Origin of the sequence: Rhodococcus sp. 14-2483-1-2 (assembly GCF_002259405.1) — a bacterium.
In the GTDB taxonomy this organism is placed as follows: domain Bacteria; phylum Actinomycetota; class Actinomycetes; order Mycobacteriales; family Mycobacteriaceae; genus Rhodococcoides.
The window spans coordinates 508,503-528,485 of record NZ_NPFW01000022.1 but is presented as its reverse complement, the minus strand read 5'-3'; the positions used below and the strand labels follow the sequence as shown (position 1 = coordinate 528,485).

16 protein-coding genes are annotated in these 19,983 nt (G+C 65.7%); 10 read left to right on the top strand and 6 right to left on the bottom strand.

Translation table 11 applies throughout. The annotated features are described in order from the left end of the window. The first annotated feature begins 49 nt into the window (after nt 1–49). The 5 genes from CH295_RS28145 (at nt 50) to CH295_RS23425 (ending at nt 5,315) form a co-directional block, all read left to right on the top strand. Nucleotides 50–772: a class III extradiol dioxygenase subunit B-like domain-containing protein gene (locus CH295_RS28145; RefSeq protein WP_094742203.1), complete on the top strand. Its 723-nt coding sequence runs from the start codon at nt 50–52 to the stop codon at nt 770–772. Next, a complete protein-coding gene (gene miaA / locus CH295_RS23440) occupies nt 765–1,694 on the top strand; it encodes a tRNA (adenosine(37)-N6)-dimethylallyltransferase MiaA (RefSeq protein WP_094742028.1) in 930 nt (309 codons plus the stop codon). Before CH295_RS28145 ends, miaA begins: the two co-directional genes overlap by 8 nt. Nucleotides 1,695–1,718: 24 nt before the next feature. Next, complete coding sequence (gene dapF, locus CH295_RS23435) at nt 1,719–2,588, top strand: diaminopimelate epimerase (protein ID WP_094742027.1); 870 nt, start codon at nt 1,719–1,721, stop codon at nt 2,586–2,588. Nucleotides 2,589–2,667: 79 nt separating this feature from the next. After that, the gene (hflX, locus tag CH295_RS23430; RefSeq protein WP_037189515.1) at nt 2,668–4,218 is read left to right on the top strand and encodes a GTPase HflX; all 1,551 of its coding nucleotides are present in this window, start codon (nt 2,668–2,670) and stop codon (nt 4,216–4,218) included. 5 nt (nt 4,219–4,223) lie between these two features. Then, nucleotides 4,224–5,315 carry a hypothetical protein gene (locus tag CH295_RS23425; RefSeq protein WP_094634284.1) on the top strand — a complete coding sequence of 364 codons (1,092 nt, stop codon included), beginning with the start codon at nt 4,224–4,226 and terminating at the stop codon, nt 5,313–5,315. Here the strand turns inward: CH295_RS23425 and CH295_RS23420 are convergent. Genes CH295_RS23420 through CH295_RS23405 form a run of 4 tightly spaced genes read right to left on the bottom strand, consistent with a single transcriptional unit; the run spans nt 5,312 to nt 9,452 of the window. Then, a complete protein-coding gene (locus tag CH295_RS23420) occupies nt 5,312–5,569 on the bottom strand; it encodes an HPr family phosphocarrier protein (RefSeq protein ID WP_032377711.1) in 258 nt (85 codons plus the stop codon). The two genes, CH295_RS23425 and CH295_RS23420, sit on opposite strands and share 4 nt — an antisense overlap. A 41-nt stretch (nt 5,570–5,610) precedes the next feature. After that, nucleotides 5,611–7,668, bottom strand: a complete 2,058-nt coding sequence (locus CH295_RS23415; protein WP_094634285.1) for a PTS fructose transporter subunit IIABC — start codon at nt 7,666–7,668, stop codon at nt 5,611–5,613. A gap of 9 nt (nt 7,669–7,677) precedes the next feature. Then, nucleotides 7,678–8,688, bottom strand: a complete 1,011-nt coding sequence (locus CH295_RS23410) for a 1-phosphofructokinase family hexose kinase (protein WP_094634286.1) — start codon at nt 8,686–8,688, stop codon at nt 7,678–7,680. Continuing rightward, nucleotides 8,685–9,452: a DeoR/GlpR family DNA-binding transcription regulator gene (locus CH295_RS23405; RefSeq protein WP_094634287.1), complete on the bottom strand. Its 768-nt coding sequence runs from the start codon at nt 9,450–9,452 to the stop codon at nt 8,685–8,687. The genes CH295_RS23410 and CH295_RS23405 overlap by 4 nt, the downstream gene beginning before the upstream one ends. A 172-nt stretch (nt 9,453–9,624) precedes the next feature. Between CH295_RS23405 and ptsP the strand changes: the two genes are divergently transcribed. From ptsP to CH295_RS23390, 3 genes are all read left to right on the top strand, one after another. Next, complete coding sequence (gene ptsP, locus CH295_RS23400) at nt 9,625–11,355, top strand: phosphoenolpyruvate--protein phosphotransferase (protein ID WP_094742026.1); 1,731 nt, start codon at nt 9,625–9,627, stop codon at nt 11,353–11,355. 20 nt (nt 11,356–11,375) lie between these two features. Next, nucleotides 11,376–12,647 (top strand): uracil-xanthine permease family protein, encoded by a 1,272-nt coding sequence (locus tag CH295_RS23395; RefSeq protein ID WP_170946031.1) that lies wholly within the window; start codon nt 11,376–11,378, stop codon nt 12,645–12,647. A gap of 152 nt (nt 12,648–12,799) precedes the next feature. After that, nucleotides 12,800–13,942 carry an acyl-CoA dehydrogenase family protein gene (locus CH295_RS23390; protein WP_094742024.1) on the top strand — a complete coding sequence of 381 codons (1,143 nt, stop codon included), beginning with the start codon at nt 12,800–12,802 and terminating at the stop codon, nt 13,940–13,942. A 78-nt stretch (nt 13,943–14,020) separates the two neighbouring features. On the opposite strand, the gene lexA is transcribed toward CH295_RS23390, so the two are convergent. Beyond that, nucleotides 14,021–14,704 (bottom strand): transcriptional repressor LexA, encoded by a 684-nt coding sequence (lexA, locus tag CH295_RS23385; protein ID WP_037189497.1) that lies wholly within the window; start codon nt 14,702–14,704, stop codon nt 14,021–14,023. A 385-nt stretch (nt 14,705–15,089) separates the two neighbouring features. On the opposite strand from lexA, the gene CH295_RS23380 reads away from it, so the two are divergent. Together CH295_RS23380 and nrdR are read left to right on the top strand one after the other, a co-directional pair. Continuing rightward, nucleotides 15,090–15,500 carry a hypothetical protein gene (locus tag CH295_RS23380; RefSeq protein ID WP_094634290.1) on the top strand — a complete coding sequence of 137 codons (411 nt, stop codon included), beginning with the start codon at nt 15,090–15,092 and terminating at the stop codon, nt 15,498–15,500. A gap of 100 nt (nt 15,501–15,600) precedes the next feature. Next, nucleotides 15,601–16,065 (top strand): transcriptional regulator NrdR, encoded by a 465-nt coding sequence (gene nrdR / locus CH295_RS23375; RefSeq protein WP_008716872.1) that lies wholly within the window; start codon nt 15,601–15,603, stop codon nt 16,063–16,065. A gap of 12 nt (nt 16,066–16,077) precedes the next feature. On the opposite strand, the gene hrpA is transcribed toward nrdR, so the two are convergent. After that, entirely contained in the window at nt 16,078–19,974 is a 3,897-nt protein-coding gene (hrpA, locus tag CH295_RS23370; protein ID WP_094742023.1) for an ATP-dependent RNA helicase HrpA, read from the bottom strand. Nucleotides 19,975–19,983: the final 9 nt, after the last annotated feature.

Below are 19,983 nucleotides of genomic sequence, written 5' to 3'. Positions count from 1 at the left end.
CGAGGTGGACTCGTCCGGCCAAGTCGCGTCACCGACTAGCGTGGTGCTCGTGTTTCGTGTCGCGGCCCTGGTGCCCTCTCCACCGTTGCTGGTCCCCGAATTGATGGGCGCGAGGGCGGCCGAAACAGCCGATCTTCGGACCGCCGCCGTCGGCGCGACGACACACCTGGCGTCGACGGTCGACCGCTGGATGGCAATCGGCGTCGATCGCACGTCCTCCACGTACGGCGAGGGCACGATCGGCACGTTGCGGGGCTTCGGAGTCGACGTGGTGGTGGGACTGTCGGGCGGCACAGCGCAGACTGCAGCAGACCCGGATCTGCCGCTGGCCGTTCTGATCGCCGGGTGGCTACGTGGAGTGGCTGCGCCCGACGATGCGGTCGAGGTCCGCACGATCCCGGCCGATGCGAGTACCGGGTGGTGCGCCGAGTTCGGCGAGGAGCTGAGCCGAGAGCTCGACGCATCGGCGGAGAGCTGGGGCGTTCTGGTGCTGGCAGACGGGGCGAACACCCTGACTCCGAAGGCCCCCGGATCGTTCGACGAGCGCGCGGAGGAGCTCCAGCGCAGCATCGACGATGCCCTCGCGACGGCCGACGTCGATACTCTGGCGGGTCTGGATGTGGACCTGTGCGCATCGCTCGGTGTCGGCGGCCGAGCGGCGTGGCAGGTGCTGGCAGCGCTCGCCGGAACCGGTGCGACCACGACGACCGAGCTCTACCGCGGTGCGCCCTTCGGGGTCGGATACTTCGTGGGGACCTGGTCTCGTGACTGACGGGGCGAGCGATCGTGCCACGACTCCGATCGCGATCATCGGGCCGACGGCCACGGGAAAATCCGATCTGGCTCTCGATCTGGCCGAGGAATTCGGCGGCGAAATCGTCAACATCGACGCAATGCAGCAGTACCGGGGGATGGACATCGGCACCGCGAAACTGCCCGTCGCGGAGCGGCGAGGAATTCCGCACCATCAACTCGATGTGCTCGAGGTCACCGACATCGCTACCGTCGCGCGGTATCAAGAAGCTGCGGTCGCCGACGTCGGAGACATCAGATCGCGCGGATTGCGACCGATCGTCGTCGGCGGATCGATGATGTACGTGCAATCGCTGCTCGACGAGTGGGCCTTTCCGGCCACCGACCCCGTCGTCCGAGCGAAATGGGAAGCAGTCCTCGAACGCGACGGTGTCGAGGAGATCCATCGCGCGTTGACGGCGGCCGACCCCGAAGCCGCCGCGTCCATTCTGCCCACCGACGGTCGTCGCATGGTCCGCGCGCTGGAGGTGGTGGAGCTGACGGGGCAGCCGTTCGCGGCGTCGGCACCGAAAATCGGTGAACCACGTTGGGGCACGGTGATATTGGGTGTCGATCGCGACACCGTCGAACTGGACGAGCGGATCGCCGAGCGCACTCGGCTCATGTTCGAGACCGGACTGCTCGACGAGGTGGACGGGCTGCTCGCCCTGGGACTGCGTGAGGGCGTCACCGCGTCGCGCGCGATCGGGTACGCGCAGGCTCTCGACGTGTTGGCGGGGGAGTACGACGTCGAGTTCGCTCGCGAACGGACGTTCATCGGAACCAGACGCTACGTGCGACGCCAACGATCGTGGTTTCGCCGCGACGAACGCGTCCGTTGGCTCGACGGCACCTCGCCCACGCTGATGTCGGACGCCCTGTCCGCGATCGACCCCTCGTAGTCGAGACCACGTAGACTCGCGGCCATGGAATTCGCCAAAGGCCACGGAACTCAGAACGACTTCGTCGTACTGCCGGATCCGGCAGCCGAGCTCGAACTCACCAGGTCGGCGGTCTCGGTGTTGTGCGATCGACGCCAGGGTCTCGGTGCCGACGGCATTCTGCGCGTCGCGCGGACCGGTGTGCTCCGAGATGCAGGCGTACTCGATCGAATTCCGTCGGGTGTCGAGCCCGACGACTGGTTCATGGACTACCGCAACGGCGACGGCACCATTGCCGAGATGTGCGGCAACGGTGTCCGTGTGTTCGCGCACTACCTTCGGGTGCACGATCTCGAACAACGCGACCAATTCGTGGTGGGTTCGCGGGCCGGCGCACGCGCTGTGACCGTCCACTCGTTCGACGACACCGACGCCGATGTCACCGTGGCGATGGGCGACGTCACGCTGATGGGCTCGAGCTCGGTGACGGTTGCAGGCGGAACGTACGAGGGCGTCGGAATCGACGTCGGGAATCCTCATCTGGCCTGTGTCGACGGTGCGTTGACGCGCGAATCTCTCCGCGCTCTCGACTTGTCCGCTCCGCCGACACTGGACTCCGAGTTCTTTCCCCACGGTGCAAACGTCGAGATCCTGACCAGGCTCGACGACGGCAGCGTCGAGATGCGCGTGTTCGAGCGCGGTGTCGGGGAGACGCGATCGTGTGGCACCGGAACAGTGGCGGCGGCCGCGGCCGCTCTGTCCTTCGAGGGCCTCGAGACCGGTGAGGTGAGTGTCGGTGTGCTCGGCGGTCGGGTACGTGTGAACATCGATCACGTCGGCGCCACCCTGCGCGGACCATCGGTGCTGCTGGCCCGCGGTGAGATCGACGACCGGTGGCTGAAGGCGCAGTCCTGACGATCGCACGGACCTCGGTCTGGGCGTGGACCGAAACCCGCGTGCATACGCTGGGGTTTTCGTGGATCATGGAGCTCGTATGACGAACTCACATGAAACATCCCCTGCGGGCGAACCGGTCGACGACAGTCGCGACGAGGTCGACGGTGCTCCCGATACCGAATCCGCCTGGACTCGCGAAGAGTCCGACGCGTGGTCGAGGCGACTGGCTCGGTCTCCGCTGAACGACGAGAACTCGCCATCCTCCGGCGACATGCAGCTCGAAGACCGCACCGCGCTACGTCGAGTGGCCGGACTGTCCACCGAGCTCACCGACGTCACCGAGGTCGAGTACCGGCAGTTGCGCCTCGAACGCGTCGTATTGGTCGGAGTCTGGACGACCGGCACGGCCGCGCAGGCCGAGTCCAGCATGACCGAACTGGCTGCTCTGGCAGAGACCGCCGGCTCGGAGGTACTCGAAGCGCTGATGCAGCGACGCGACAAGCCCGATGCCGCGACGTACATCGGTTCCGGTAAGGCCAAGGAGGTACGCGACATCGTCCTCGCGACCGGTGCCGACACGGTGATCTGCGACGGTGAACTGACGCCTGCTCAGCTCAATGCGCTGGAGAAGGTGGTCAAGGTCAAGGTCATCGACCGCACCGCGCTGATCCTCGACATCTTCGCCCAGCACGCGACCTCGCGAGAAGGCAAGGCGCAGGTCGCCTTTGCGCAGATGGAATACATGTTGCCCAGGCTTCGCGGCTGGGGCGAATCCATGTCGCGGCAGGCCGGTGGACGCGCAGGCAGCAACGGTGGTGTGGGTCTGCGCGGACCGGGTGAGACGAAGATCGAGACCGACCGTCGACGCATCCGTGAGCGAATGGCCAAGCTGCGCCGCGAGATCAAGGGCATGAAGCAGGCCCGCGACACCAAACGCGAACAGCGCCTGAGCGGTACGGTGCCGTCCATCGCGATCGTGGGGTACACGAACGCAGGCAAATCCAGTCTGTTGAATGCGCTGACCGGATCCGGAGTGTTGGTTCAGAACGCATTGTTCGCCACCCTCGATCCCACCACGCGCAAGTCGACGCTCGAAGACGGCCGCGAGATCGTGCTGACCGACACCGTCGGCTTCGTTCGGCATCTTCCGACTCAGTTGGTCGAAGCGTTCCGCTCGACGCTCGAGGAAGTCACCGACGCAGATTTGCTGCTGCACGTGGTCGACGGATCGGATCCTCTTCCTATCGATCAGATCAAGGCCGTGCGCGAGGTGATCACCGAGGTGGTCCGCGAGCAGGATGCGAAGATGCCGCCGGAGTTGTTGGTGGTCAACAAGATCGACGCTGCCGATCCGGTGCAGCTGACCCAGCTGCGTGGACTGCTCGACGGCGCGCGGTTCGTCTCGGCCAAGACCGGCGAGGGAATCGACGCCCTGCGCGATCACCTGGCCGAGATCCTCTCCGAGCCGGACGTGCTGGTCGACGTCCTCGTGCCCTACACGCGTGGTGATCTGGTCGCGCGAATCCACACCGACGGCCGGATCGTGAAATCGACCCATGAGGAAGAGGGCACGCGCGTGGAAGCTCGTGTGCCGCAATCGCTTGCGGCAGCTCTCGTCGAGTTCACGGCGACCGTTCCCAGCGTCTGAACTCGGTGGGGCCACGGCTGGTGGTGTGCGGAGCGGCCGCGGCTGCGGTCGCTACGACGATCGCGTTCTCGGGAACTGCCTTCGCTGCGCCGATCGAGACCGAAACGTACTGTCGACCAACCGATCCTGGCCTTGCCGAGTTGTCGGGGCTGACCTCGATCGACGAGGTCCTCTACGCAATCGGAGACAGCGGAGCCGATGATCGGGTCGCTGTGCTCGGTGCCGACTGCGCCGTCGAGCGATGGATCGACGTTCCCGTCGACCCGTACGACGTGGAGGACCTGACTTCGTACGACGGCTCGCTGTGGTTGGCCGACATCGGCGACAATCAGATGCGCCGCGACACAGTGGCACTGACGCGGATGGACCCGGCATCGGGTGCGGGCGAGCTGTACCGACTGACCTACCCCGACGGCCCGCACGACGCCGAGACGATACTGATCGAGCCCGGTGGTAGGCCGGTGATCGTCACCAAGGAGCTCTCGGGCGTGAGCGGGGTGTACGTACCTGCCGGCGACGAGTCCGTCGCCGATCTGGACAGCCCCGGGCCGACGCCGATGCGCAAGGTCGGAAATCTGGCGTTCACCGCAACGGACACGGTCGGTGGGCCGCCGTTCGTGGTCGGCTCGATCCTGGCGACCGGGGGAGCGGTGAGCGCCGACGGCACCGTCGCCGCAGTGCGCACCTACACCGACGCCTACCTGTTCCGCCCGTCGGACGGGGACATCGCATCGGCATTGGTCGATCCGACAGCGTCTCGTGCCGTGGTGCCACTGCCCGATCAGCCGCAGGGCGAGGCAATGGTGTTCACCGACGACGGTTCCTTGCTGATCGCATCCGAGGCAGGATTCGGCCCCACAGAGGCTGCGCTTCCGCCCATTCTGAGGATCCCCGACGCGGTAGCACTCGATATGTCCGCCCCCGAACCCGTTGCCGTGGTTCCGGTATCGCCGACCGTCGTTCCCGAACAGCCGGCGCAGACGCCGACAGCGACGGACTACTCGGAATGGGGATTCCGAGCGGCCGTCGCTGCCGGGGTGGTGCTGATCGTCGGAGCGGTGGGATTCACCGTCCGGCGATCGATGCGTTCTCGTTAGGCGTCCAAGTCTGCTTCGACGAGTGCGACCACCTTGTCGAGTGCTGCCTGGTCGTCGCTGGTGACCGTGACTTCGGTGCCCTTGGTGGCTCCGAGCGTCATGATCATCAGGGCCGAACCTGCATCCACCGGCTCCGAGTCGGCCACTGCGAGGGTGACGTCTACTCCGGCTTCGGCGACGGCGTCGGCGATCAGTGCTGCGGGGCGGGCGTGCAGACCGATCGAGGATCCGACGGCGACTGTGGTGCTGGGCATGGTGCTCCTTCGTAGTGGGGTTGTTGCGATCGTAGCGAGTGTCAGACGGTGGCGAGTGCGGGATCGAGTTCGGCGTCCGACGGGGCGTTCTTACCCTTGACGAACTGCTTGGCCGAGACGACCAGGAACGCGGAGACGATGGTGCCCGCTGCCAGCGAAAGGACGAACCACAGGATGTTGCCGATCGCGAAGAACACGAAGATACCGCCGTGGGGTGCGCTGAGGGTGACGTCGAACGCCATGATCATCGCGCCGGTCACGGCGCCGCCGGCCATCATCGAGGGGATGACGCGGAACGGATCGGCCGCGGCGAACGGGATTGCGCCCTCGGAGATGAATGCAGCTCCCAGGAACCATGCAGCCTTGCCGTTCTCGCGCTCGGCTTCGGTGAACAGGCGTGCGCGAACGGTCGAGGCGAGTGCCATGGCCAGTGGCGGCACCATTCCTGCGGCCATGACCGCTGCCATGATGCGGAGCGATGCGGTGTCGGTGACCGACAGGCCCGCCGTTGCGAATGCGTAGGCTGCCTTGTTGACCGGTCCGCCGAGGTCGAAGCACATCATCAGGCCGAGAATGATGCCGAGGATGATGACCGAGGAACCGCTGAGGCCGTTGAGCCAGTCGGTGAGTCCACTGGTGATCGCGGCGAGTGGCTTGCCGAGCAGCAGGAACATGATTGCGCCGACGATGAGTGTGGCGAACAGCGGAATGATGACGACCGGCATGAGGCCGCGCAGAACTGCGGGGATCTTCCACTTGCTGATCCAGAGTGCGACGAAGCCGGCGATCAGACCACCGACGAGACCGCCGATGAAGCCTGCACCCACGAGTACGGCCACCGCTCCTGCGGTGAATCCTGGTGCCAGACCCGGTCTGTCGGCAATGGCGTAGGAGATGTAGCCGGCCAGTGCCGGCACCAGGAAGCTGAAGGACAGCGCGCCGATCTGGAAGAGCACGGCACCGAGGTAGGCGGCGATTCCACCTTCGGGCAGCGAGGTGATGGAGTTGTTGACGACGATGTCCTCGGCAACTCCGGAGATCTCGTATCCGCCGAGCAGGAAGCCGAGAGCGATCAGCAGACCACCGGCAGCGACGAACGGGATCATGTAGCTGACGCCGGTGAGCAGGATCTGGCGGATGCGAGTGCCCCAGCCGAGTTCACCTGCGGAGTCGTTCGAGCCGGCGGCCACTGCGGTACCTCCGACGCGAGCGGCGTCCGGGTTCAGTGCAGCGCGCAGGGCTTCGGTGAGCATGACGTCGGGCTCGTTGATGGCGCGCTTGACGCCGGAGGAGATCACGGGCTTGCCGGCGAAACGCTCGCGGCCCTTGACGCCCACGTCGGTGGCGAAGATGACTGCTTCGGCTCCGGCGATGATCGAGGGGTCCAGCGGCGTGCTGCCGCTCGAGCCCTGGGTCTCGACGTGAACGGTGACTCCGGCGCGCTCGCCTGCGGCGACGAGCGAGTCGGCAGCCATGTAGGTGTGCGCAATTCCGGTGGGGCAGGCGGTGACTGCGACGATGTGCTTGGGGGCAGTCGACGCCGACGCCTCGGCCGGGGTGGCGGCAGCGCTGTGCTTGGCGGTGGACACAGGGGCTGCTGCTGCCGGAGCCGCCGCGGCGGGCTTTGCAGCGGGGTTGATGACGCCGTCGACGAGCGAGACGATCTCGGCTGCCGAGGACGCGTTGCGCAGCGAGGTGACGAACTCCGGCTTGACCAGTGCGCGCGCCAGGCTCGAGAGCAGCTTCATGTGGGCCGAACCGGCACCGGCCGGCGCTGCGATGAGGAAGACGAGGTCGGCGGGGCCGTCGGGGGCACCGAAATCGACCTTGGGGTTCAGGCGGGCGAAGCCGAGCGAAGCGCTCGTGACCGCTTCGGAGCGGCAGTGCGGGATGGCGATGCCGCCGGGCAGGCCTGTTGCCGACTGCGCTTCGCGGGCCAGAGCGGCGTCGCGCAGAGCATCGGTCTCGGTTGCGCGACCCGCGGAAGCCAGAACGCCTGCGAGGCGTTCGATGACGGCTTCCTTGGATTCGCCGAGATCGGCGTCGAGGAGGATCAGATCCTCGGCGATGATCTGCTGATCTTCGGTGGGGGTGGACATTGCAGACTCCTAGAGACGATTCGAAGAAGGGGAGAGCGTGGATGGGGTGACGGACGTGGGGATGTCGAGCGCACGGACCGTCACCGAATTCGGGTGGGTCTGCTCGGGCAGTGGAAGCGTGGTGCCTGGAAGCGCGGTGGCTGCCGTTCCGTAGGCGACGGCGCGGCGAAGTTTGTCTGCGTCGGAGCAGTTCTCGGCATCGGCGAGGATGTAGCCGGCGAGCGAGGAATCGCCTGCGCCGACCGTGCTGACCGCGGTGATCGGGGGCGGGCTGGCGTACCAGGAACCGTCCTCGGTGACCAGTACGGCTCCGGCACTGCCGAGAGTGGCCAGTACCGCGCCGACGCCTCGGCCGAGAAGGATTGTGCTGGCGGCGATTGCGGCAGTGGGGTCACCCTGTGCTGCAGCGCTTTCCAGCTCCTCGGAATCGTAGCCGGTCAGTTGGGCAAGTTCCTCGGAATTGGGTTTTATCAAGTCCGGAGCAGATGCCGGGAACGCCGCCGCGAGAGCGAGGAGCGGCTCGTCGGAGGTGTCGACGGCGACCTTCGCAGAGGTGGCCCGCAGTGCAACGACGAGCTCGGCGTACCAGTCGAGGGGCAGACCGGGCGGAAGCGAACCGGAGAGCACCACCCATTCGGCATCGACTGCGAGAGAAAGGATTCGCTCCCGCAGCTCGGCGCGGGTCTGTTCCGACACCGTCGCACCGGGCTCGTTGATCTTGGTGGTGGTGCCACCGACCTCGCTCACCGTGATGTTGGTCCGTGCCGGCCCCGACGTCGGAACCGCGGAATACCGCACTCCCTTCGCGGCCATCGCGTCGAGCAGGGGGTCGCCGACGTTGGCAGGGAGAACGGCCAACGCCTCGACTCCCGATCCACCGAGGACGCGAGCGACGTTGACGCCCTTGCCGCCCGGATCGGTGGCCGACGTCGATGCGCGGTGTACTCCACCGCGGACGAGCGGTGCGTCGAGTGTGACCGTGCGGTCCATGCTCGGGTTGGCCGTGAGTGTGACCATCATGCGATCACCACCTCGATTCCTTTGTCGCTGAGATTCTTACGGTCGTTTGTCGAGATGTCGCTGTCGGTGACGATGACGTCGATGGATCCAACTCGGGCGAAGCTCACCAGATGCTCGCGTCCGATCTTCGACGAATCTGCGAGCACCACAACATGGTTGGCCGCTTCGACCATGGCACGTTTGACAGCTGCCTCGTCACTGTCGGGTGTGGACAATCCGTGTCCGACGCTGATGGCATTGGTGCCGATGAACGCCACGTCCACGCGGAGCCATTCGAGGGCGCTCAGAGCTTCGTCGCCGACGGCGGCCTGGGTGGTACCGCGTACACGCCCGCCGAGCAATCGCAGGCTGACGTTCGACATCGTCGCGGCGCGAGCGGCGATCGGGACCGAGTTCGTCACCAACGTCAGCTCACGATCGTGGGGAAGCAAACCGGCGAGCCTGCCCGTTGTGGTGCCGGCATCGAACACGGCGCTACCGCCGATGGGAGGCAGGAAGGACAACGCCGCGGCTGCGATCGCGTCCTTCTGATCCGCGCGGGTGAACTCTCGCTCCGAGACGCCGGGCTCGAGTGTGGTCAGTGCGGATGCGGGTACTGCTCCACCGTGGACGCGACGGACGACTCCCATTCGGTCGAGAGTGGCGAGGTCGCGCCGCACGGTTTCGGTGGTGACGCCGTACGTGGCGGACAGATCGTTGACGGAGACGCGGCCGTGCGTACTGATCAGTTCGGCAATCGCGTGCTGTCGTTCTTCGGCGTACACCTGCGTCTCCTTCCCGGTTGATGTTGCTTTATGTTGTTTTACGCCCGTGTGTGTTGACATGTCAAGGCTTTGGAGTAATCTCGGTCACAACACAGGCAAGCAATTGAGTGCGCCACAGCTCGCAGAACAGATGCGATGACCTTTTGTTCACGCAGGATTCGAGGAGGACCACATGACGGGATCGGTTAGCACCGCGTCGACCGGACACGCAGACAAGACAGTCGACGCTGCCGGGACCGGATCAGCGCAGACGACACTGCGCGGCACGCCCGTCGTGCCCGGTGTCGGATACGGTCCCGTCATTCGTCCCGGTGCCCGTCCGTCCATTCCCGCCGATACCGGCGAGGTTGCCGAGGCCGATCGGGAGTCGGAGAAGGCTGTGTTCGATGCCGCGGCAAACGCCGTCGCCACCCGATTGCGCGGCCGAGCAGAACTCGCGACCGGCGCTGCTTCGGAGGTTCTGTCCGCCAACGCCGCGATGGCAACCGATCGCGGGTGGCTCGGTGCCGCTCGCTCCTCGATCGCCAAGGGCAGTTCTGCCGTCACCGCAACCGCTGCGGCCACCGAAAAATTCGCTGCCATGTTCACCCAGCTCGGCGGTCTGATGGCCGAGCGAGTGACAGACCTACGCGACATCCGCGACCGCGTCATCGCCGAGATCCTGGGTGTACCGGAGCCCGGTGTTCCCGTGCCGGACGCACCGTCGATCCTGTTCGCGGACGACCTTGCGCCGGCCGACACCGCGGGCCTCGACCCCACCCTGATCGTCGGACTGGCGACCTCGCTCGGAGGTCCGACCAGCCACACCGCGATCATCGCCCGCCAGCTCGGCATCCCGTGCATCGTCGCCGTGGCAGGGCTCGACGACATCGCTGCCGGTACGAACGCATCGGTCGACGGAACCAGCGGCCGCATCGACCTCGAACCCGATGCCGACTCGGCCCGCGCTGCCGTCGTGTCTGCCCGCGACGAGCTCGACCGGGTATCGCAGTGGGTCGGTCCCGGTACCACCGCCGACGGCCATGCAGTCGACATTCTCGCCAACGTCCAGGACGGTGCCGGTGCTCGCGCAGCGCGGTCCAGCGCAGCGGACGGCGTCGGACTGTTTCGTACCGAACTGTGCTTCCTCGACCGCGACTCCGAACCCACCGTCGACGAGCAGGCCGAGATCTATGCCCAGGTACTCGACGCGTTCGCAGGCAAGAAGGTCGTCGTGCGGACTCTCGACGCCGGCTCGGACAAGCCGCTGAGGTTCGCCACCCATCCCGACGAGGCCAATCCGGCCCTCGGCATTCGCGGCATCCGTATCGCCGAGGCCGACCGCGGGATTCTGTACCGCCAACTCGACGGCATCGCAGCAGCCGCGAAGGCGACCGATTCCTCCCCGTGGGTGATGGCTCCGATGATCGCAACCGCGCTGGAGGCGAAGGATTTCGCCGCCGACGTCCGTGAACGAGGACTGACGCCCGGCGTCATGATCGAGGTGCCCGCAGCCGCGCTCCTCGCTGAGCACATCCTCGAGCACGTGGACTTCCTGTCCATCGGCACCAACGACCTGGCGCAGTACACGATGGCCGCCGACCGCATGTCTGCACAGCTCGCCGGTCTCACCGATCCGTGGCAGCCGGCCGTGCTGGCACTGGTGGCCCACACCGCTGCCGCGGGTGCCAAGGCAGGCAAGCCGGTCGGAGTCTGCGGCGAGGCCGCTGCCGATCCACTGCTGGCCTGTGTGTTGGTCGGGCTCGGCATCACCTCTCTGTCTGCAGCGTCGGCCGCCGTCGCGCATGTGGGTTCCAAATTGGCCACGGTCACGCTTGCTCGGTGCAAGGAAGCGGCCGCCGCAGCGCTGAAAACGGACAGCACCGCCGCTGCCCGTGAGGCAGTGAGCGCGATCCTCGGCTGACGCAATAGTCTTTTCCCATCATGAGAAATCTGGGTTGGACGCTGCACGGAAACGGAAAGACCGTCGAGGCCGGAGCGGTGGTGGCACCGGACGAGCGATTGACGTGGCCGCGCACCGTCGGCATCGGGATGCAGCACGTCGTCGCCATGTTCGGTGCCACGTTGCTCGTTCCGACGATCACCGGCTTCCCGGTGTCGACGACTCTGCTGTTCTCGGGCATCGGAACGGTGCTGTTCCTGATCATCACCCGGGGGCGGGTGCCGAGCTACCTCGGATCGTCCTTCGCATTCCTGGCTCCGCTCGGTGCCACCCAGGCGAACGGCCCGGCCGCGCAGCTCGGTGCCGTTCTGTGCGTCGGTCTCGTGCTCGCGGCCATCGGCGTCGTGGTCAAGATCGCCGGTCGGCGCGTACTCGACGCCGCCATGCCGCCCGTGGTGACCGGTGCCGTGGTCGTGTTGATCGGGTTGAATCTGGCCCCGGCCGCGACGACGTCGTTCGAGGCGCAGCCGCTCATCGCCGCAGTCACGCTGGTCGCCATCCTGTTGGCCACGGCGATCGGACCCGGACTGCTCGGGCGACTGGGAATTCTGGTCGGTGTCGTCGTCGGTTGGGTGTTCGCCGCTGTCACCGACGGAATCGCGCAACCACGCCTCGACGCGCTGAGCGCGGCGAGCTGGATCGGCCTGCCCGAGTTCCGTGGACCGTCGTTCGAGCTGTCGGTGATCCTGGTGGCGCTACCGGTGGTGATCGTCCTGGTCGCCGAGAACGTCGGACACGTCAAGGCCGTCGCGGCGATGACCGGCAAGAACCTCGACGACGTGGCCGGTGACGCACTGATCGCCGACGGGTTGGCGACCACCCTGGCCGGAGCCGCCGGTGGCTCGGGCACCACCACGTACGCCGAGAACATCGGGGTCATGGCCGCCACCCGCGTCTATTCGACGGCCGCGTACTGGGTCGCGGCCATCACTGCGATAGTGCTCGCGTTCTCGCCCAAGTTCGGAGCCCTGATCTTCACCGTGCCCGACGGCGTCATCGGGGGAGCAACCCTGGTGCTGTACGGACTCATCGGGCTACTGGGCGTTCGTATCTGGACCGACGCGAAGGTCGACTTCACCGATCCGGTCAATCTCATGGTGGTCGCTGCGGCGCTCGTCGCCGGCATCGGTGACCTGACACTGGCTGTCGGATCGGTCGAGCTCGGCGGTATCGCGTGGGGTTCGGTCGGCATCCTCGTCGGCTACCCGATCGTCTCGGCGCTCGCGAGGAGTGCAGGCAAACGAGGTCGTTAGCGGGGTCGGTCACGGATCGCGCGCGTTTTGGTCATCGACCGCCTCGACACCGCGGACGTAGTGTTTGCCTGTGACGTCAGTCGTACCGGCGACCGAGATCCGTAGAGATTTCGCGTGGTCGCTGTCGGTATGCACCGAACAAGGAGACATTCGTGGAACGCACACTTTTCGAGCCCGAGCACGAGCTGTTCCGGGAGTCGTACCGGAAATTTCTCGATCAGCACGTGGCACCGAACCACGCGAAGTGGGAAGAGCAGAACATCGTCGATCGCGGTGTCTGGGTCGAGGCCGGTAAGCAGGGCTTCCTCGGAACGGCAGCGCCCGAGGAATTCGGCGGCGGCGGAGTCAAGGACTTTCGCTACAACGCCATCGTCACCGAGGAAACCACTCGCGGCGGCTACAGCGGCATCGGCTTCACCCTGCACAACGACGTCGTCGCGCCGTACCTGATCGAGCTGGCCAACGACGAGCAGAAGCAGCGTTGGCTCCCCGGATTCTGTTCGGGTGAGCTGATCACCGCGATCGCCATGACCGAGCCAGGTACCGGAAGCGACCTGCAGGGCATCAAGACCAAGGCCGTTCGCGACGGCGACGACTGGGTATTGAACGGCTCGAAGACGTTCATCACCAACGGAATCAACGCCGATCTGATCATCGTCGTAGCCTGCACCGACCCCGAGAAGGGTGCCCAGGGCTTCAGCCTGCTGGTCGTCGAGCGCGACATGCCCGGTTTCGAGCGTGGCCGCAATCTCGACAAGATCGGTATGAAGGCCCAGGACACAGCCGAACTCAGCTTCACCGACGTTCGCGTGCCCGCGGCCAACCTGCTCGGTGAAGAAGGCATGGGCTTCATCTACCTCATGCAGAATCTTCCTCAGGAACGGCTCTCGATCGCTGTTGTCGCCGCTGCGGCCATGGAATCTGCGCTGGACATGACGATCCAGTACTGCCGCGGTCGCAAGGCCTTCGGAAAGTCGATCGGCAAGTTCCAGAACACCCGATTCGTGTTGGCGGAGTTGGCGACCGAGACCACCGCCACCCGCATCATGGTGGACAAGTTCATCGAACTGCTCAACGCGGGCACCCTGACCGTCCAGGAAGCCGCGATGGCGAAATGGTGGACCACCGAGAATCAGGTCAAACTGATCGACCGGTGCCTGCAGCTGCACGGCGGCTACGGCTACATGAAGGAATACCCGATCGCCAAGGCGTACATGGATTCTCGTGTGCAGACCATCTACGGCGGCACCACAGAAATCATGAAGGAGATCATCGGCCGCGGATTGAATCTGTGATCCGCTGATCCGAAGAACACGCGAAGGGCCGCAGCACACTGTGCTGCGGCCCTTCGCGTCTGTCTTCGGTGACGATCCCTACAGCTTGCGCATCACGGTGACGACCTTGCCGAGGATCGCGGCGTTGTTGCCCGGAATCGGCTCGAACAGCGGGTTGTGCGGCAGCAGCCACACCTCGCCCTTGGACCGCTTGAACGTCTTGACGGTGGCCTCGCCGTCGATCATCGCAGCGACGATGTCGCCGTTGTCGGCCACGGACTGCTGACGAACCACCACCCAGTCACCGTCGCAGATGGCCGCGTCGATCATCGACTCGCCGACCACCTTCAGCAGAAACAGTGAACCCTGACCGACCAGCTCGCGGGGGAGTGGGAACACGTCCTCGACGGCTTCCTCGGCCAGAATGGGACCGCCTGCGGCGATCCGGCCCAGTACCGGAACGAACGTCGGGGTCGGCAACCGATCCTGTTCCTCGGACGCCGACGAACCGTCGACCGCGGCGGCAGCCTGATCGGCCTGCACCTCGTCGAGACCGCGGACGTCGACGGCTCGGGGACGGTTGGCGTCGCGCCTGAGGAAGCCCTTGCGTTCGAGGGTGCGCAGCTGGTGGGCAACGGAGGAGGTCGAGGTCAAACCGACCGCGTCTCCGATCTCCCGGATGCTCGGCGGGTAGCCGCGCTCGGTGACCGACGCGCGAATGACCTCGAGTACCTTCCGCTGCCGCTCGGTCAGACCCGCACTGATATCGGTGCCGACCTCCATGGCCTTGGAGGTCGGTTCCGCGGCCGGCTTTCCCGCCGCGGCCTTGGTGGCGGTGGCCTTGGCTCCGGTCGTCCTGGAACCCGTCGTCGTGGAACGCGTGGTCGACCTCGTCGAGGTCTCGTCCTTCATGCTGTCGGCCTCCTGCTGGTGTCCTGGGATCCGGTCTGCGTGGTAGGTCTGCGCGGACTGGAGTTGATGGTGTCGACTCGTGTGGCGTGTGGTTTCTGACACGAATCTAGCGTGTATCAGCTGTTGAATCAAACATCTGTTCGACTCGTGTCGCGTTTTCTGCAGACTTTGTCGGAGGCTCGTGATAGAACTTCGAACAAGCGTCCATCGAACGCCTGATCGAACAATCGATCCAACGAGCGAAGTCGAGGTTCCGATGACCATCATCACCGATCGCCCCACCGCCGCCGGTGTCCGTGCCCGGTCCACTGTCGTCGAGCGTCGTCGCCGGGCGCGTCCCGTTCTGCAGAGTCCCATCGGGATGCACGGCGTCACGGCACCCCGTACACAGAGCGCACCGTGCCTTCCGGTCCTCGATCCGTCGTGGTCCGACGTCACCGATCGCGAGGAGGCCGATCGTGAGTTCGACGCGACCTCCGCGCACTTCGCGGGCCAGCCGGTTCGGCTGCGATCGCTCGTGCTGACGGTGTTGGCGGTCCTGGTCGTCGCAGGTGGCCTGATCGGCATCGCGAACCTGCGGGCGGCTGCTCCCGATGCAGGTGCGCAGCCGGTCGGTGTGGTCGAAGTGCACGACGGAGCTCTCGTCGAGTACACGCCCGGCAGATGACCACCGGCCCCGTCGGGTTCGCGAGGACTGAGTATCCTCGACAGACTGCCCCGATGTGCGTGCTCGTCGTCGGAGCATCGGCTACGACGGAGGACCCCTCATGCATTGCCCGTTCTGCAGGCATCCCGACTCACGCGTGGTCGACTCGCGTGAGATGGACGAGGGCCAAGCAATCCGGCGTCGTCGCTCCTGCCCGGAGTGCGGCCGTCGATTCACCACCGTCGAGGCCGCAGTGTTAGCGGTCGTGAAGCGCAGCGGCGTGACCGAGCCGTTCAGCCGCGAAAAGGTCGTCAAAGGAGTCCGACGCGCCTGCCAGGGCAGAGATGTCGACAACGATGCGCTGAACCTGCTGGCGCAGCAGGTCGAGGACGCCATCCGTGCAGCGGGATCCGCGGAGATCCCCAGCAACGAAGTGGGGTTGGCCATTCTCGGTCCGCTCCGTGATCTCGACGAAGTGGCCTACCTGCGCTTTGCTTCGGTCTACCGCTCGTTCAGTTCGGCCGAGGACTTCGAGAAAGAAATCCACGAACTGCGCAAGCACCGCGAGTCCGCCGACATCGACTGACAGTTCCGTCCGTCAGCGACTCTGGTCCGAGATCGCCTTCTCGATGCGCTTCTCCGAGACCGGATACGCCGTACGAATGCCTTGGGCGAACAATCCCACCCGCAACTCCTCGATCATCCAGAACAGTTCCTGTACCCCGGAACTGTTCTTTCTGCTTTCCGGAAGCGAATCCAACAGTCGTCCGTACGACGCGTACACCCGATCGAGTACATCCATCGCCGCCGCATCACGGCCCGCGCTGCTCGGCAGGGTTGCCAAACGCTTCGTCGCAGCCGCGAGGTAGCGCGGTAGGTCTGCCAATCTGCGAGAACCGAACTCGGTGACGAACCCGCGAAAGATCAAGCCGTCGAGCTGTTCCCGAACATCGTCGGCCGGCTCACCCGAGGAGGACTGGAGTTGCGCGGACAGTGCCAGGGCAGCGGTCAGCACAGGGCGAACCAGGGCGAGCACCGCGGCGGTGCGCTGCGGAACCTCCGCGTGGACGAGCGCCCTGAGCTTGTCGAAAGCCTCGGGATCTCGAACCGGTCCACCGTGCGCATCCATTGCCTCCTCGACCGCGAGAACCCGGCATTCCTCGAGGAGCGGATCGACTCCGCCGTACGGATTCTGGCCGAGGGCAAGACGTTCGGCGGTCGGCAGCCCGGCCAGCAGTGCCTTGGTTCCCTTCGGTGCCGTCGACAGCAGCAGAGCTCTGGTTCCCGACCTCATCGCTGCTCGCTGTTGGGCGGGGGTGCTCAGGACTCGAACCGCGACGCCCGGTCCTTCCGGCACCAATGCCGGGTACCCGGTGACCTTCTGTCCGCCCACATCACGGGTGACGGTCGACTCCAACCGCCCCAGAGTGCTCGAGGTCCATGCCAGGGACGGCGCACGCTCCGCGTCACCGACCGCGCTCGCGACCTGGCGACCGACCTCCCCGGACAATCCGGTGCGTAGAGCAGCGAGATCTTTGTTGCTGCCCAACACCTTTCCGGACGGATCGACGGCCGCGAACGTCATCTTCAGGTGCTCGGGCAGTGCCGCACCATCGAAGTCCTTCGCAGTGATGTGGCACTGGGCAGCCCGCGAGAGTTCACGTGCCAGGGCCGTCATCAGGGTTTCCGCGCGTGGCTTCATGACGGCCAACGCCGCGGCGGCGAAGTCCGGTGCCGGAACAACATTGCGCCGCAAGGCTTTCGGCAGTGTCTTGATCAGTGCCGTGACCAGCTCCAGTCGCATCCCGGGAACCAGCCAGTCGAAGCCCACCGGCTGTACCTGAGCGAGGAGGGCAATCGGAATCCGCGCGGTGACACCGTCGGCCGCAGTGCCGGGCTCGAACTGATAGGTCAGGGGGAATTGGATCTCGCCCTGTCGCCATGCGTCGGGATATGCACCGGTGAGGACAGAGGCCGCGTCGGAGTTGACGACGGTGTCGGTGGTGAAGTCGAGTAGGTGCGGGTCCTGTCTGCGGGCCTTCTTCCACCAGGTGTCGAAGTGCCGTGCCGAGACGGCCTCCGGGGCGATGCGGGCGTCGTAGAAGTCGAACAGAGCGTCGTCGTCGACGACGATGTCGCGCCGTCGAGCGCGATGCTCGAGTTCGCCGACGTCGTCGAGCAGCGCCCTGTTCTTGTGGAAGAAGGCATGCTGGGTCTTCCATTCGCCCTCCACCAGCGCGTGTCTGATGAACAGCTCTCGGGACGCTTCTGCGTCGATGCGGTGGTAGTTCACCGGGCGCTGCGTCACCAGGGGAATGCCGTACAGCGTCACCCGTTCGTAGGCCATCGCCGATTCGCGCTTGATCGACCAATGCGGTTCCGAGTAGGTCCGCTTGACCAGGTGGGGTGCGAGTCGTTCGGCCCATTCCGGTTCGATGCGGGCGGCCATGCGGCCCCACAGGCGTCCGGTCTCGACCAGTTCGGCGGCCATGACCCAGCGCGGCGGCTTCTTGAACAGACCCGAGCCCGGGAAGATTGCGAAGTGCGCACCGCGCGCGCCGAGGAACTCTCGCTTGTCACCCTCCCTGAGCCCGACGTGCGAGAGCAATCCGGACAGCAGCGACTGATGCAGGGCGGTCTCGGTGGAGTCGGCATCGGGCACCGTCCACCCGAGTCCACGGGTGATCTGACGTAGTTGGCCGTGCAGATCCTGCCACTCGCGAATACGAAGGTAGTGCAGGAACTCTGTTCGGCACATGCGTCGGAACTGGTTGGAGGACAACTCGTTCCGTTGCTCTCGCAGATAGGTCCACAACTTCACGTACGCGAGGAAGTCCGAGTTCTCCACCGCGAAACGCGCATGTTTCTCGTCCGCCGCCTGCTGATGCTCGGCGGGGCGCTCCCGAACATCCTGAATGGACAGCGCCGCCACGACCACCAACGCGTCGCGAAGAGAGCCGTTGCCGTTGGCCTCGACCAGCATCCGCGCCATCCGCGGATCGACCGGCAGTGCCGAGAGTTCCCGGCCGATCGGGGTCAGTTCTGCAGTGCCCTCCCTGGTGGCCGGCTTCAGCGCCCCGAGTTCTTCCAGCAGTCCGATGCCGTCTCTGATGCTGCGCGGATCGGGCGGTTCGACGAACGGGAACGCGTCGATCTTGCCCAGCCCGAGGGCGGTCATCTGCAGGATGACCGACGCCAGGTTGGTACGCAGAATCTCCGGCTCGGTGAACTGCGGCCGCGACTCGAAATCCTCCTCGGAATACAACCGGATGCAGATGCCGTCGGCGACGCGGCCACAGCGGCCGGCCCGCTGCCGCGCCGATGCCTGTGAGATCGGCTCGATGGGGAGGCGTTGAACCTTGGTGCGCAACGAGTATCGCGAGATTCGGGCCGTACCCGGGTCCACCACGTAGCGGATGCCGGGGACCGTCAGCGATGTTTCCGCAACGTTCGTCGAGAGCACCACGCGTCGGCCCGAGTGTGGTGAGAACACTCGATGCTGTTCGGCCGCAGAGAGTCTCGCGTACAGCGGAACGATCTCGGTGTTGCGGAGGTTGCGGTCGTTCAGAGCATCGGCGGTGTCGCGAATCTCGCGTTCACCGGACAGGAAGACCAGAATGTCCCCGTCGCCCTCGGCCATGAGTTCGTCGACCGCCTGACAGGTCGCGTCGACGGGGTCGAGATCGATCGTCGTGTCCCCGGCGTCGACGGTCAGTGGTCGATAGCGCATTTCGACCGGGAACGTGCGGCCCGAGACCTCGATGATCGGCGCGGGCACGCCGTCCCGCGCGAAATGTTGGGCGAACCGTTCGGGATCGATCGTCGCCGAGGTGATGACGATCTTCAGGTCAGGACGTCGGGGGAGAAGCTGCGCGAGGTAGCCGAGGATGAAATCGATGTTGAGGCTGCGCTCGTGGGCCTCGTCGATGATCAGGGTGTCGTACTGGCGCAGCAGTCTGTCTCGCTGGATCTCCGCCAGCAGGATGCCGTCGGTCATCAGCTTGACGAGCGTCGAATCCGAGGACTGATCGGTGAATCTCACCTTGTAGCCGATGGATTCACCCAGGGGCTCGCCGACCTCCTCGGCGATGCGCTCGGCCACCGTGCGCGCTGCGAGCCTGCGTGGTTGGGTGTGACCGATCGACCCGCGAATTCCGCGACCGAGTGCGAGACAGATCTTCGGAATCTGAGTGGTCTTACCCGAGCCGGTCTCACCGGCGACGATGACGACCTGATGTTCGGCGATGGCGGCAGCGATGTCGTCCTTGCGGAGACTGACCGGAAGCGACTCGGGAAACTCGAGGGTCGGCACCGCGGCCCGGCGGTTGGCCACAACCGTCTCGGCACGGGCGACATCGCGTTCGAGGGCTGCGAACGCGTCGTCGGTGCGGGCCTTGTCCAATCGACGCCGCAGCCGGTTCTCGTCGCGGATGGTGACGTCTGCCAGACGTGTGGCGAGAGATTTTCGCTGACCGGACGGATTCGAGGTAGACATACTCACATC